At 70.4% G+C, this 14,147-nt stretch carries 12 protein-coding genes and 2 pseudogenes; 7 read left to right on the top strand and 7 right to left on the bottom strand.

Annotated features, from left to right (window positions below; genetic code table 11):
* Positions 1–40 precede the first annotated feature (40 nt).
* Positions 41–1,597 (top strand): oxidoreductase, encoded by a 1,557-nt coding sequence (locus ACZ573_RS09735; RefSeq protein WP_471301433.1) that lies wholly within the window; start codon positions 41–43, stop codon positions 1,595–1,597.
* Here the strand turns inward: ACZ573_RS09735 and ACZ573_RS09730 are convergent.
* Positions 1,594–2,147: pseudogene (locus tag ACZ573_RS09730) on the bottom strand (IS5 family transposase); the annotation flags it as partial. The gene ACZ573_RS09735 and the pseudogene ACZ573_RS09730 overlap by 4 nt on opposite strands.
* 187 nt (positions 2,148–2,334) lie before the next feature.
* Between ACZ573_RS09730 and ACZ573_RS09725 the strand changes: the two are divergent.
* Positions 2,335–3,168: a hypothetical protein gene (locus ACZ573_RS09725; RefSeq protein ID WP_471301431.1), complete on the top strand. Its 834-nt coding sequence runs from the start codon at positions 2,335–2,337 to the stop codon at positions 3,166–3,168.
* Between the two features lie 326 nt (positions 3,169–3,494).
* Here ACZ573_RS09725 and ACZ573_RS09720 read toward each other — a convergent pair whose 3' ends face one another.
* The 3 genes from ACZ573_RS09720 to ACZ573_RS09710 form a co-directional block, all read right to left on the bottom strand.
* Positions 3,495–4,130 carry a hypothetical protein gene (locus tag ACZ573_RS09720; protein WP_471301429.1) on the bottom strand — a complete coding sequence of 212 codons (636 nt, stop codon included), beginning with the start codon at positions 4,128–4,130 and terminating at the stop codon, positions 3,495–3,497.
* 816 nt (positions 4,131–4,946) lie between these two features.
* Positions 4,947–5,276: a hypothetical protein gene (locus ACZ573_RS09715; RefSeq protein WP_471301426.1), complete on the bottom strand. Its 330-nt coding sequence runs from the start codon at positions 5,274–5,276 to the stop codon at positions 4,947–4,949.
* Positions 5,277–5,663: 387 nt separating this feature from the next.
* Positions 5,664–6,623, bottom strand: coding sequence for a GDSL-type esterase/lipase family protein (locus ACZ573_RS09710; RefSeq protein ID WP_471301424.1), 960 nt, complete (start codon positions 6,621–6,623; stop codon positions 5,664–5,666).
* A 337-nt stretch (positions 6,624–6,960) separates the two neighbouring features.
* On the opposite strand from ACZ573_RS09710, the gene ACZ573_RS09705 reads away from it, so the two are divergent.
* The 4 genes and pseudogenes from ACZ573_RS09705 to ACZ573_RS09690 all read left to right on the top strand — a co-directional run bounded on the left by ACZ573_RS09705 (position 6,961) and on the right by ACZ573_RS09690 (position 10,414).
* Entirely contained in the window at positions 6,961–7,332 is a 372-nt protein-coding gene (locus tag ACZ573_RS09705; RefSeq protein ID WP_471301422.1) for a hypothetical protein, read from the top strand.
* Positions 7,333–7,586: 254 nt separating this feature from the next.
* Positions 7,587–8,381 (top strand): SDR family NAD(P)-dependent oxidoreductase, encoded by a 795-nt coding sequence (locus ACZ573_RS09700; protein ID WP_471301419.1) that lies wholly within the window; start codon positions 7,587–7,589, stop codon positions 8,379–8,381.
* Positions 8,382–8,450: 69 nt separating this feature from the next.
* Positions 8,451–9,332, top strand: coding sequence for a helix-turn-helix transcriptional regulator (locus ACZ573_RS09695; RefSeq protein ID WP_471301417.1), 882 nt, complete (start codon positions 8,451–8,453; stop codon positions 9,330–9,332).
* Positions 9,229–10,414, top strand: a pseudogene (locus tag ACZ573_RS09690) (MmyB family transcriptional regulator). The gene ACZ573_RS09695 and the pseudogene ACZ573_RS09690 overlap by 104 nt, the downstream one beginning before the upstream one ends.
* Positions 10,415–10,439: 25 nt before the next feature.
* On the opposite strand, the gene ACZ573_RS09685 reads toward ACZ573_RS09690, so the two are convergent.
* Positions 10,440–11,075 (bottom strand): TIGR03086 family metal-binding protein, encoded by a 636-nt coding sequence (locus ACZ573_RS09685; RefSeq protein ID WP_471301414.1) that lies wholly within the window; start codon positions 11,073–11,075, stop codon positions 10,440–10,442.
* 98 nt (positions 11,076–11,173) lie between these two features.
* Here ACZ573_RS09685 and ACZ573_RS09680 point away from each other — a divergent pair, with 98 nt between their 5' ends.
* The gene (locus ACZ573_RS09680; RefSeq protein ID WP_471301412.1) at positions 11,174–12,145 is read left to right on the top strand and encodes a helix-turn-helix transcriptional regulator; all 972 of its coding nucleotides are present in this window, start codon (positions 11,174–11,176) and stop codon (positions 12,143–12,145) included.
* 426 nt (positions 12,146–12,571) lie between these two features.
* Here ACZ573_RS09680 and ACZ573_RS09675 read toward each other — a convergent pair whose 3' ends face one another.
* Together ACZ573_RS09675 and ACZ573_RS09670 are read right to left on the bottom strand one after the other, a co-directional pair.
* The gene (locus ACZ573_RS09675; protein ID WP_471301410.1) at positions 12,572–13,033 is read right to left on the bottom strand and encodes a DUF4231 domain-containing protein; all 462 of its coding nucleotides are present in this window, start codon (positions 13,031–13,033) and stop codon (positions 12,572–12,574) included.
* Between the two features lie 471 nt (positions 13,034–13,504).
* Positions 13,505–14,101 carry a TetR/AcrR family transcriptional regulator gene (locus ACZ573_RS09670; RefSeq protein ID WP_471301408.1) on the bottom strand — a complete coding sequence of 199 codons (597 nt, stop codon included), beginning with the start codon at positions 14,099–14,101 and terminating at the stop codon, positions 13,505–13,507.
* Positions 14,102–14,147: the final 46 nt, after the last annotated feature.

Genomic DNA, 14,147 nt, shown 5'->3' with positions numbered 1-14,147 from the left:
AGGGCAAGGCGAGCGCGAAGGAGATCACTACTCTGTATGAGTGCTCTCATACGACGAGTTGACTTCACCAGAGCGTGAGCTGTGGGATCTGTTCCCCGAGGGATGCCGCGTGGACCTGCGCACGGGTGTGCCCGAGGACGACTGTGCCGCAGAGGGTGGGCAGTGGGGCCCCGGGCGGACGGTTCGGGCCGCCGTGATCGTGGCGCTCCTCCAGGGCGCGAACCCCGCGCAGACGGGCGCCGTCGCGTGCCTGCAGCTCGCCGGGGCGCGGATATCCGGGCGCCTCAATCTGGCCGGTGCGCAGATCGCTCATGCTCTCTGGCTCGAGGACTGCTGGTTCGAGGAGGGCGTGGACCTCTCCGGAGCGTCGACTCGGTCGATTGCGATCGTGGGCAGCCGAGTGCCGGGCGTGGAAGCCGGCTTGATCCGTATCGAGGGACGCCTCGACCTGCGGCGCTCTCGCCTGGAAAGCGGCTCTGCCTCGCCCTTCCACCGCAGGGTCACCGCCTTGTCGCTCATCAACGCCCATGTGAGTGGCGCCGTGAACCTCAGCGGGGCCGAGATCACCGCACCCGGGGAATGGGCGGTGTCCGCTGGCGGACTGGTCGCGGAGGGCGGCGTCTACTGCGTGGACGGTTTCGTCGCGCACGGTGAAGTCCGTCTCATGGGGGCACATCTGCCAGGCGGACTGCACATGCGGGGCGCACTACTGGAACACCCCGGGCGGCGCGGGGTGGCGCTCGCCCTGGACAACGCCGTGGCCTCGACGCTCGACTTCTCCGACGGGTTCATCGCGAACGGGACCGTACGGCTGCGGGGTGCCCGGATCTCGGACAACCTGACCTTTGAAGGAGCCGTCCTGAACGGGCCGCCCGACGGCCACCGCCCGTCATTGGCCGCCCTACTGATGCAGGCAGTTGACTTCGACTTCACCCTCGCCCGGCAGCCGTCCGGCACCGTGGACCTGCGGGGCGCGCAGGTGTCCTACCTCCACGACAGCGACCACAGCTGGCCGAACGTGGTGGAGCTGGACGGCTTCGTCTACGGCTCCATCAAGGTCGACGAGGCAGGCGAGCGGCGGGAGGCAGTGGGGCGGCGGGACTCCGTCGCCCGCCGCGTGGCGTGGATACGACGCAGCCCGGGCTACAGCCCGCAGCCCTATGAACAGTTGGCGAGCTGGTACCGGAAGGCCGGCCACGACGACGACGCCCGCCGCGTACTCCTGGCCAAACAGCGCCATCGGCGTCAAACTCTGCCCCTGGCCGCGCGTGCGTGGGGGCACCTGCTCGACATGACCGTCGGCTATGGCTACCGCCCCTGGCTGGCCGGCGTCTGGCTCCTCGCGCTGACCTTGCTGGGCGCGCTGTCCTTCGGCACTCAATCCCCCAACCCGGTCAAACAAGGCGAAGGCGCCCCGTTCCAGCCCCTCGTCTACACACTCGACCTCTTGATCCCCATCGGTGGTCTGGGGCAGCGCACGGCCTGGTACTGGTCGAACGGCAGCCTCCAGGGGCTGGCCTACCTGCTGATCGCCCTCGGCTGGGTGCTGACGACCGCCGTCATCGCGGGTGTCACCCGCACCCTGCAGAAAAGTTAGCGGGCGACAGTCGAGTTCAGCCGTCGCCAGCAGATCAGTGCGCATCCGAGGGTGAGGAAGGCTTCGTGGATGTCGTCGCGGATCTCCCAGCGGATCCGTAGACGGCGGAACCAGTGCAGATGGGCGAACGCGCGCTCCACGACCCAGCGTTGGGTGCCGAGTCCGGAGCCGTGCTCGGTGCCCCGGTGGGCGATCAGTGGCTTCATGCCGAGATCCCAGACCAGGCGGCGGTACTTGTCGTGGTCATAGCCGCGGTCGGCAGCACCACGTCCGGGCGGCGCCGGGGCCGGCCGCGCTTGCCCCGCACGGGCGGCACGGCCTGGAGGAGCGGGATCAGCTGGGTGACATCGTTGCGGTTGCCGCCGGTCAAGGTGACGGCGAGCGGGATGCCGGTGGCGTCGGTGATCAGGTGGCCCGGGGTGCCGGGCCCGACGCTCGACCTTCGGCAGCAGTGGCTCGACCACCGCCCCCAGCTCGTCGTCGACTTCCCATGGCTTCGGCCGCGCCACCCCGCACCCCCGGATAATCCGTCCCGGAGTGATCCAACCATCTTGAAGATCATTTCGTTAGGAGTTCTTAGTCCGGAAAAGCGCGAGCGGACTCACGGAACTCCTGGCTCGCGCACTCCGGGACCGCGGCCGCGAGGTCGAAGTGGAGCACCTGCACGTCCATCTGCCGCGCGTGCTCACGACGCCCGCCGACACCTGCACCTCCAGCCCCGAGCAGGAGACAGCCCGATGATCCGTCGCATGTTCCGCCGCTGCGGCCACGCGCCCGACGCCCTCACACCCGAGGATCAGGCCGTCGTCGGTGCGTTCCGCGCGATGCTCGCCGCCGTACGCGCCCCGGAGCCCGGGACGCCCGGCCGTGCCCAGGACGTCGCGATCCGGGTCGGCCCCTTCGTGGAGCGCGCGCACATGCGCCCCGGTGACGACCACGGACCCGACCTGATTGTCGTCGCCCTGGTCCATCCCGACACCCCGCACGCCGCGGCCTACGCCCACCGCTACACCAGCAAGGGCTGGCTCCGCCGCGAGACCAACCAGATCCTTGGTGTCTGGCAGCCGGCCTGCGCGATGCTCACCTACGCCGCCGCGGGCCTCGACCTCCCCGACGATGTCGGCATGGCCCGCGCGCACTACGGCGTCGACGTGGAAGGCCGGAAGCCCGACGGCACCGGCTACGCCCTGCTCCGCCTCGGTCCGTACACCCAGCCCTGGCTCGCCTCCCGCGACGCCGACCGCCTCAACACAGGACTGAGGGGCAGGGCGGCCACCGCCCTCCCCGGGTTCACGATCACTGCGACGAGTGCGCCCTTCGATGTGAGCAGCCCCGAGAGCTCTGCGATCCGTACGACAACGACGCCACCGCACTCTTGGCCGCCGCGGTCGCCGGGCGCGGCCTCCACTCGGCATCGACCTCCTGCGTTCCTGAGCACACGAAGCGGCCGCCCGGACCCCGGTCCGGGCGGCGGAGGCCGCTTTTTGCGTTCCTGGAGTGGTCAGCTCCTGGGTGGTTTTACGGCGGTAAAACTCCCCTGTGCGGGGCTATTCCGTCTTGGGGAGCCTTGACCGATCTCTCTGGGGGTGCCCGGTGCGGCTGGTCGAGGGCGGCTGCTACGTCAGGCAGCCAAGGCTCGTTGGCTCAGGAGTCAACGTCGGCGGGCGTGTGCCTCTGCAGGTCGTGATCGAGTGTCGTCTTCGTGGGGAGGCCCGGGTCGACAGAGTGCCAATATGAGGGCCGGAGCCAGGCGCACCGGTTCAGTCGGGTCCGTCCTCGGAGGCTGTCCCCGCAGTGTGCCGTCGGCGAAGCCTGCGGGCGAACGCAGTGGCACTAGCGACGACCAAGGATGCGGCAATGCTTCCCAGGAACTCTGGCGCCGCTGCCATGAGGAGGTTCACGGTCGGCTCCCGGGGCCCCGCATCGCCTGGACTTGGCGGCGTTCGAGCTCGGCAGCGATGCGGCGGACCTTGCGCCTGACGCGTTCTCCGGCGGCGGTGGGTTCAGGCGCGCCTGCGTGCTGAGCAGCCTCGGTCCAAGTGGACACCTGCGGCTGGGCCCATGCCATGGCAATGGTGCGCTCAGTCGGCAGCAGCGCTCGGATGAGGGCGGCGAGCCGGGCGTCGTCCGGATCGATGTCGGCCAGGGTGGCATTCACCGGGGCCAGTGTCCCCGCCGCCAGGTCGTAGAGGGTTAGGCCGTCGCCCAGCGGAGTGTCGAGCAGTAGGACTCGGCCATGACGGGTGCGGCGGCGCCACACAGGTGTCAGGTGGCGGTGCGCAGTCTGGGCGTCGGCACGGAGTCGGGCTACGGAGGTTTCGTCGAGGCGCATGCCTTCGTGCAGCGGCTGTACCCAATCGCCCAGCAGAGCAGTTGATACGGCTTCGTTCCAGCGAGTGCTGCGCCACAGCCCCAGCACCTCGGTGGCAAAGGGTTCCAGCAGGTCGTCGAGCCCGGTCAGGGCTGCCTGTCGTGCTTCCAGTGCGCGTACGGCCGGGGAGCGTTCCGCGATTTGGTCGCTCAGTGAGATCAAGGCGGCCCGCTGCTGTGGGCTCTCACACGGAGCGTAGGTTTCGGGACCGCATGCGCCTACGCTGCCGTCCCGGTACACCGTCACCGTTGGTGAGGCCATGGCTCCATTCGGGCCGTGGATGAACATTTGCGCGAGGTCGTCGCCTTCGTCGGGGTTCAGGATGCGTACCGTGATCAGCTGCTTCGACTCGGAGAGCTGTTTAAGGGCTCGACCCGGTTGGCGGACTGGCAGCGCCGACCGGTCGGAGGGACGGCGCTGCCAGTCAGGTGCGGGGGCGGCTGGCCCGTCGTTTGCCGAAGTGGGCCGGGTGTTCGCTGGCTGGCACGGAGAAGGAGCGGGCCGCTGCGGCGCTGGTTGTCCGATAGCAGCGGGCGGGGCGGCTGGCCGAGCAACCGAGCTGGCGGACCGAATCTCTTTGAGCGGGCACTGAAGTCTGGTGGGCCAGCCCTCGTCCAGCCGCCCACCGTCCCTCGGGTCCCTGTCAGGCTTTGACGTGGGTGACGCCCAGGTTGCAGCCACCATGAGTGCCAGCGAGTTGATCGCTTTCGTGTGCGCACTTCCCAGCTGCGGACGATCTGGCCGACTGTGCCGGACGCGCGTTGCGAGGCGGCCTGGCCAGCTGCTGTCCAGTGACGACGGAAGAGCCTGTGGCAGGTACGCCGCAGCACGGCCCACGAGTTTGAGTGCTCGCCGACGGGCGTCCCTGGGTGTGAACACGAAGCAGCTCCTTCTGGATGTGTGAAAAGGCTTCCTCTCTCAGGGCGTGGCAGGGCGTCCGATCGGCAAAGAAATTCACTGGCTTAAGAGTGGAGTGCGTCACATGACGGTTGGGGTCGCCTGCGGCGTGGTGGCTGTCTGCCTCAAGGGCTCCCCCACGTCCAGGACATCGTCCTGAACATCTCTGACGCCGACGGCGTGTTCACCGGCCTGAGTGAAAGGACGCTCCGCCGCTGCAGTGCTGCGGCCGACACCACCTTGTCCCTCGAAGGTCAGGTGCTGGGTGACCAGGTCCAGGTGGCGCCGAAGCGCCTTGAGGAGGATGTCCGCCTCCTGCCGGTCGGCAAGGACAGCCTTCCGGTGGATGGATGCCAGGTCTGTCATCTCGGTGGCGAACTGTTGAGCCCGGTCGACGTAGCCGGCGAACACGGTCAGCGGATCCGGGTCGGCGGTGTCTCGATTAACCGGGTTAATCGGCTGGGCATCCTGACCACCAGCGAGGTCGGCGCCCGCCGACTGCGTGGGGACAGAGACGCAGGCAGCCGCACCACCGGCATCAGGTGTCTCCGCTGGGGTCGAAGGCCCTCCGGTCGAGGCAGGTGAATCGGGGGCGGTGGCGCGAGGCTTGCGGGGCGACTTAAGCCGGTTAATCGCCTCTTCGGCCGCCGCGTGTTGCTCTTCGGCGGGCAGACCACCGATGCGGCGCGCGTCCTTGACTGTCAGCTGGAGGTGTCGACCATACGCGGTCCGGCGTTCCCGCGCGCGCTTCAGGTACGCGGCGGACGGCCCGGAGTGACGCTACGGGCCGTGAGCCGGTCAGCGGCCGAGCGCGTCGAGGTGCTCGTAGAGCGCCCGGTGCCCTTCGGCGGTGGGGTGCAGGCCGTCGACGAGGAGGTCGGTCCGCTCCCGCAGCGGCTCCCACAGGTCGAGGTGGTCGATGTGGTTCGCCTCGCACCAGGCCCGGAGGAAGGCGCGCAGGGCCAGTGCGCGCGCCCGGGTGAAGCGCAGGCCCTCGTAGTCGCGGGTGCGGTCCTCGTCGAGCCAGGACGGCCCGGCGACGACGAGCCGGGCGTTGTGGCCGAGGGCGGTGGCGGCCAGCGCGTCGAGGCTGCCGGTGAGCCCGGTGAAATCGGCGGCTCCGCCGGCCTCGGCCTCGGCCTCGGCGTCCGCGGCGGCGAGCGGCACGGCGGAGTCGTTGATGCCGGCGGCGACCAGGAGGGTGTCGGGCCGGCGCGCCGCCAGCAGTGCGGGCGTCTGCTCGCCGACGTCGGCGAGGGTGCTGCCGGGGACCGCCAGGTTGAAGAGCCGGCGTTCGGCTTCGTTCCCGGCGATGTGGGCGGCCGCCAGGTGACCGGCCCAGCCGCCCCGCGGGTCGCAGCGTCCGTAGGCGATGCTGTCGCCCACGATGACGATGCGCTCCGCCGGGCGCAGCGGCTTGGCGTCCAGGTAGGCCCAGGTGCTCTCGCCGGAGGAGAGGACCACCCGCCGGCGGGTGTAGTCGTCGACCTCGTAGGCGTCGGCCGCGGCGAGCTCCTGGTCGGTGAGGTGCAGCACGGCGCCTTCGACCGAGGCGCCCAGCCTGCGCTCCAGGATCAGATGCACGTCGAGCCCGCTGGCCGCGATCACCGCCGGATCGGTGATCTTCAGGGGCCGGGTGGTGTAACCGGCCAGCGACGCCGGGGAGGTGGGCACGGCTCTGCCGAAGAGAGCGGTCTGGACCCGCTCGTCCATCAGCGTGCCGAAGGAGAAAAGGGTGTGCGTGCGTGATTCGGTCACAGTGAGCCGCAGGGCCTTTCGTCACGGAGGGTCAGGTTTCACCCTAACGGGCGATGGACGGAGCCCGTCGGCGATGTTCGCGAGCCGGTGGATCAGATCCGCCCGTGCGCGGGGTACGTGCGCGGCCGCGTACGCGACACCTCACAGCAGCACGGACACCGAAGCGCTCCGGCCGCGGCGGGTTGCCGCCGGCATCGCTCGCCCGACGACGACCTGATCGGAGCACGCCCGGACTGTCGCGATCTCCCGCTCGATATATCAACTGGGCTTGCTGGCAAGGAACATGCACAATGGCGTCGCATCTCAAGATCACTGCACCGGAGACTCGGGGGGACCCATGACGAAGAGAAGTGCCGTCGGCAGGCTCGGTGCCACGGCTGCAGCCCTGGGAATGGCGTGCATCGGCACACTCGCCACGGCGGGGCCTGCCGCGGCCGCCGAAAATGGGCAGACCGTGGCGGTCAGCACGCGGTACTCGGACAGGATTTTCGTCTGCGGCCACAACCAGTCGGACACCTTGGTCTGTACGGACTGGATAGCGACGCCCCAGACATGGGCCTTCATATCCGGTTGGTGGTGGAAGGGCGAGATCACCATCACGGGGGAGCAGCTCGACGCCGGCCAGCCCGTCAGAAGGCGGGCAAAGTGCGACGTGCCCGTGTCGTACCCGTCCAGTCTGTTCTGGTGCGAGACCAAGGACCGGCTCTGACCGTCCGCCAGACCACACGACAGACCGCGTGACAGGCGGCTTGACGGTCAAGGGGCAGCGCTCGAGCGGGGAACGGGGTCGGGCACCCCGCCCCCGCACCCGAGCGTGCCCCAGTGCGGACACGCACCGGCCGCTTCCCTGACGCCCAAGACCGCCAAGGCGGTGTGGTGGAGGACGTCTGTGGGAGGGGGCCCTGGTAGACCCAGGTTGATCTGGGCCTGGTCGGCCCGGAGGCTGGTGGCGAAGCTGTGGTCATGACCGACAACACCACTGATGTGACCGGCTTCCGCAACCGTGTCGTCCTGATCACCGGCGGAACCAGCGGGATGGGCCTGGCCACCGCGCGACTGCTCCTGGAAGCCGGCGCCCATATCGTCATCACCGGCCGCGACGATGCCCGCCTCGACCGCGCGGCCGAACAACTGGCCGAGGTCTCCGACCAGGGTGCCCGGCTGTTCACGGTCCGGGCCGACTCCGCCAGCCTCACCGATCTCGACCGCCTGGCCGCCCTGATCCGTGAACGACACGGACGTCTGGACGGGGTGTTCGCCAATGCCGGGGTCGGCGTGTTCCAGCGCAGTGGCGAGGTCACCGAGCAGGACTTCGACCTCACCGTCGACGTCAACTTCAAGGGGGTGTTCTTCACGGTCCAGAAGGTGCTGCCGCTGCTCGACGCGGCCGGTGGCGGTTCCATCGTGATCAACGCCTCGTGGACACTGCACCGGGGCCTGGCCGTCGCACCCGTGTACGCGGCCACCAAGGCCGCCGTCCACAACCTGGCCCGCACGCTGGGCAGTGATCTCGCCGAGCGGGGTATCCGGGTCAACTCGGTCAGCCCGGGCTACGTCGTCACCGAGATGTTCGATGCCGCCAACCCGGATCCCGCCTCGCACGATGCCATCCGCGCCCAGGTGCCGCTGAGGCGGCTCGGCCAGGCCCAGGACATCGCCGAGACCGTCGCCTTCCTCCTCTCCCCGCGGTCGTCGTACATCACCGCCCAGGACATCACCGTCGACGGGGGCCTGGTGAACGCGATCCCCGCCTCCTGACGGCGGGCGCGGCTGCCTGGCCCCGACAGGGCCAGGCAGCCACCCGTCACGACCGGCCACAATGGCCGTATGAGCACAGCGATCAACATGGGCGAATTCCTCCGGACCCGCCGCGCCCTCCTGCACCCTGAAGACGTCGCCCTGCCGGACTTCGGAGGCCGGCGCCGGGTCGCGGGCCTGCGCCGCGAGGAGATCGCGCAGCTCGCCGGAGTGAGCGTCGACTACTACACACGGATGGAACAGGGCCGCGTACCCAACCCCTCGGGCGCGGTACTCGACGCCCTCGCCCGCGCACTTCGGCTGGACGGGGATGCCACCCGGCACCTGCACCGCCTCGCCCGACCGCAGTCCGCCGCCCGGAACGTTCCCCGGCGCCAGGCCCAGCCGCAAGGCGTGCGCCCCATGCTTCAGAGGTTGCTGGACGATCTGGTGGACATGCCGGCGATGGTAATGGGCCGGCGCATGGACGTCCTGGCCTGGAATGCGGCAGCGGTCGCCCTCTTCGGCGACTACGCGGCCCTGGACCCGGCGGAGCGCAACATCGCCCGGATCACCTTCCTCGACGAGACGTCCCGGGAACTGTATGGGAACTGGCCGTCCTGCGCCCGCGAGAATGTGGCCTACCTCCACCTGGACGCCGGACGGCACCCCGAGGACCCCCAGTTGGCGAGTCTGATCGGCGAACTGTCGATGAAGAGCGAGGACTTCCGTCGCTGGTGGGCTGAACACCCGGTGCAGGACAAGACCTCGGGAACCAAGCGATTCCACCATCCGGTGGTAGGCGATCTGGAACTGGCCTACGAGACCCTGCGCGCAACGGACGACCCCGATCAGGCCTTGATCACATATGCCGCTGAGCCGGGCAGCCCCTCGCACGACGCCCTGCGGATGCTGCTGGCCTGGGCCGCCGAGGCCCCCTCCCCGATACCGGCCGACGACCGCTCGCGCTGACCTTCCGCGCGCTCCGGGCCTCACCGCCCGTGACCTGAAACCGCGTCAGACGCGCGCCATCGGTCAATGCCCCGACCAGCACATCGGCGAACAGAGCACCGCAGACCGGCAGGCCCGGTCCCGGGCTGGCCGCGTGCGGCTGGTGGGCCCCGACCGGGGCGGGCACGGGAGTGCGGGCCTGTCCCTAGCCTGCCGGCCGGGACAGTGGTGCCGGCCCCTTCCACCGCCACCCCGCTGCCGCGCCCGGCCAGGTGGCTTCGGCAGCGGCTGCGGTCCCCCTTCCGCCTGCAGCAGGCCGGGCCTCGCGAGCGGTGATCGGGTGGGGGAGCGGCCCGGCATCCGGCGGGCCCCGGCCCGGTTTCGGGCAGGGCGGGTCGTCGCGGGACGCGGGTTCACGCTCCCAGGACCTCGTCGAGTAGCCGGGTCCGGTGGTGGGGTGGATCCGGAGTGCGCCGGTGCAGCGGCGGGTCTGGGTCTGCCAGGCGTGGTCGCCGCTCACCCAGGCCCCATGATCTCGACGTACGTGTTCCTCGCTCCCCAGGCCCGCGATCTCTACGCCGACTGGCCCGGGACCGCCCGCGAAAACGTCGGCATGCTGCGCCTGTACGCCAGCCACCATCCGCGCGCTCCCTGTCCGGCACAGCTGGCCGGCGAACTGTCGTCCGGTGACGGGGACTTCCGCCGATGGTGGTCGGAGCGCGACGTGTACCAGCCCAAGTACGGCCAAGCGCTACCACCACCCCTTCGCCGGAGACCTCACTCTCGGCTTCGAGGCCTTCCTCCCCACCGGAGACCCGGACCAGACCCTCGGCCTCCACACCGTCGAACCCGGCCCGCCGTCGAAGAACGCCCCGCGCATCCTTGCCGACTGGACCGCGAGTCGTACCCATGCGGACCGATCCCAGGCAGATGAGGCCCCGGCCGAGGCCGCGGTCCTCGCCGACCGGCCGAGGCCGCGGCCGGGGCCCGGCAAAGCCGGACATGACGCCGATGCCCGGCTTCAACACGCTCCGAAGGAGGCACCCGTCCGCGCTTCCGTTCGGCGTACCTCGGGGTGGCGTAACCCCTTCCAGCTGACCTAGAACGCTGTTCCCCGCACCGCGGCCCTCAGGGCCGGCGCCCGGCCCAGGCCACGAGCCGGTCGATGGCCGGGGCCTCGGGATCCACAGCCACCACTTCTCCGAAGGGGATCCGCCCGCCGCGGGTTTCGGCCGGCAGCGCGCGACGTACGACGCCGATCACACGCTCGATGAGAGCCGGGTCCCAGTCCGGGTCCTGTCCGGTCGCCCTGGCCAGGTCCCAGGTGTGCACCGTGAGTTCGTGGGTGTAGACGGCCGCGGCGGCCGCGCCCGGCAGGACGCCCATCGGCAGGCGCAGCTGCCGGCCGAGGATACCCGGATCCGCCCACACCTCCGCGACCTCGCGGGCGCCCGGCACCCAGGCCGCCGCCCATCCGCCGTCAGCGATCTCGTCGGCGAAGGACGGCACGCTGAACGGGTCCTCGCCGCGCCCGATCACCGAGATCCGGCGGACGACGGCGACGAGGTGGCTCGACAGTCGCCGTACATCGAACTCCTCGCAGGGGGTCGGGGCGTCGTACTGCTCGGGCCGGACGGCGGCCAGCGTACGGCCCGCCAGCTCGACGGCTGCGGCGAGGTCGGTCCGCGGATCGAACGAGGAGGTGGCGTCGACGGTACGGGTGGAGTCGGACGGGGTCTCGATGAGCTGCTCGGTGTTGTTCATGGGTTCATCCTGCAAGTAAAAGTGGCCACCTTCTGGCCAGTTTTCCGAGGAGAATGAAAGACGACGACGCGGCACCCACGAAGGAGGAGAAAGGCGAGATGAGAGCCGACCGGCTGGTGGCGACCCTGCTCTTCCTCCAGGAACGCGGCCGCGTCACCGTCCCCGAAGTGGCCGCCGAACTGGAGGTGTCCGAGCGCACCGCGCGCCGAGATCTGGAGGCCTTGGCCGCGGCCGGCATCCCCGTCTACTCGCAGCGCGGCCGCGGCGGCGGCTGGTCCCTCGTCGGCGGGGCCCGTACCAACCTCACCGGGCTGACCGCCGACGAAATACGGGCACTCTTCCTCGTCACCGGCCCCCTGTCGGCCACCCCCGAACTGCGCACCACGCTGCGCAAGCTGGTCCGGGCACTGCCACCCACCCTGCGGGCCCAAGCCGAGGCCGCGACCCGCGCGGGGGTCGTCGACGCCACGGACTGGTCCCGCAACGCCGTCACCGCCGACGCCGCCCACCGCTCCGCGCTCCAGGGCGCCGTCGTGGACGGGATCCGCGTCCGCCTCGGGTACGCGGGCGTCGGCAAACCGGCCGGCGAACGCACCGTCGACCCCCTCGGACTCGTGGCCAAGGCGGGCGTGGACTACCTCGTCGCCGGTACGGACAAGGGCCTGCGCACCTTCCGGCTCAGCCGGGTCACCTCCGTCGAGCCGACCGGCCAACCGGTGGTCCGGCCGCCCGGCTTCGACCTCGCCACGGCTTGGCGGACGCTGTCAGGAGCCTTCCAGGACGGCATGTACGCCGTGACCGCCCGGGCCCGCGTCCACCCCGACACGCTGGCCCTGCTGCAACGGTTCCTCGGCGGCCGTGTGCGCGTCGGCGGTCCGCTGCCCGACGGCTGGACCGAGGTGTGGGTCGACGGCCCGGCCCCCAAGGCCCTGGCAGGACATCTGGCCGGTCTGGGAGCGGGGGTCGAGGTACTGGAGCCGCCGGAGGTACGACGGTGGCTGGCCCGGATCGCCGCCGAACTCACCGGGATGTACGCGGGGGAGGAACCGCACGCACCCCACGGCCAGTAGCCGATGGCGAACCGCTTTCGGGAAGTGAGTACTTGTCCCTTGCCGGGCAGCAGGCACCCGGCTGTGCCGGGTGCCTCCCGTCGCGGGTCACGGAACCCGGACCCAGGGCCTGGCCGGGGGTGGCCGTATCAACCGGACGGGAGGTGCGACCGCGATGCAGGCAGCGCTGTACCGGCGCCGGGGTGGCACGCGTACGGCTGGTGGGTTGGCAGGCCCGGGCAGAGACCGTCGGCCTGCTCCTGAGTCTGCTGCCGGCCGGGATGGTGGTGCTGGACGGCCTTGGCGCGACAGCTCGTCGGGTCGCAGCAAGCCGCTCCCGCAGACGCGCCGCGGCACGGGCGAGGGACGTGCCGGCCACGGGCATGGGTGTGGCCGGTGCCCCGTGGGCCGCGTCTGCCGGACGGATTCCCGCGGGCGGCGTTGTCGCTATTGGCTGGTTCCTGGGGTGGCAGGGCGGGGAAGACGCTGAGTCCATGCGCCAGTCTCCTCTGCTGAGATCTCTTCGATGCGCGCGGCAAGAATTCCTGGGGCGGCGGCCGGGTCGCTGTACTCATCCGCAGCCTGCTTGTAGCGGACCACCTCGGATTCGATCTGCAGGTGTGCCCGGGCGAAAGAGATCCAGTCTCCCTGCGGGTCGAAGACATGGCGCATCCCCGTAAGCAGGGAGGTGAGGGACCCCAGCAGCGCAACAACCCAGTTGCCAGCCTTGATCGCGACGGCGAAGGGAACTCCCGCGGCGAGAACCAGGATCGCCAGATCCAGCAGCTTGGCCCTCCAGCGGGCGCTGCGCATGTTCTGGTGGTACCACGTTGCGCGCGTGGTGACGCTTGGCGGAACGTCGGGCCACTTGACCTTGGGAAGGTCCTCCCACCAGGGCTGTGATCCCAACGAGTGCTACCTCTCGAACGTCACTCTGGAGCCGGAGCGCTCAGCCTGCGGCTCAGATGGAAATCACACCAGAGTGAAACCGCGGTGCCTCCGCGACACACGGTCGTGTTCCCTCTCGTGGCGTAACCCGGTCCGCTGGTACGCCGTGAAGATCTCCGAGGGCTCGGCCCCCCCGCGCTGACCCGCGCCAACCGGACGGGGGTGCGGTGGTGATGACGGGCAGGCGGCACCGCAGCGGCATCGGCCGCAGGCCGCCACCGCCCTGGCCGTCGCCAGCCTGCGGCGCCGGCGGGAGCCGGCTCCCGGCACCGAGTACCCGTTCTCCGTCTCGGACATCGCGCGCCAGGCGGTGGAGGCCGGCGTCGGCGAGCCGCCTGTCTCCTGCTTGCCGGTGTCTCCGGCTGTTGGGTGACGGACGTTCGGCTCGTGTGGAAGCCGGGGGAAGCCTGGTCGCGATGCCGCTCGTCGGCATCAGGACTTCTGCGGTCGCTCGAGTCCCTGGAGGAGGAGGGCGATCAGGCGTCGGGGGTCGTAGCGGGGGTCGTTGTCGCGTCCGATGCAGAGGTTGCCGATGCCGCGCATCAGCTCGTACGGCTGTGTGCCGGGCCTGATCTCGCCGGCCCCGACCGCGGCGTCGAGCAGTTGCGCGCAGACGGGCAGTAGGCGGTCGAGGAAGTAGGCGTGCAGCGCGGCGAAGCGGTCGCTGTCCGACTGGAGGGCGTCGGCGAGGCCGTGTTTGGTGACGAGGAAGTCGACGAAGAGGTCGAACCATTGGCGCAGTGCGTCGAGCGGGGAATCGGCGCCGGCCAGCAGGTTCGGGCCGGCTTCGGCGCATGCCTCGATCTGGTGCTGGTACACGGCGGTGACGAGGTCCGCCCGCGTCGGGAAGTGGCGGTAGATCGTGGCCATCCCGACGCCCGCCTGGGCCGCGATCTGGCGGATCGGCGCGTCGACACCGGAGGTCACGAACACCTCGGCTGCGGCCGTGAGCACCGTCTCCCGATTGCGCTGGGCGTCGGCCCGCTTGCTTCGGGACGGCGAACCCCCTGCAGGACCCTCGGCGGCCATCACGTTCTCCTTCAACACCGGTTGACAAAACGGAGCGCCGCTCCGG

The organism is Streptomyces sp. NPDC040545, from assembly GCF_055595065.1.
Note: the sequence above shows the minus strand (reverse complement) of the source record. Positions and strands in the feature narration are given on the sequence as shown.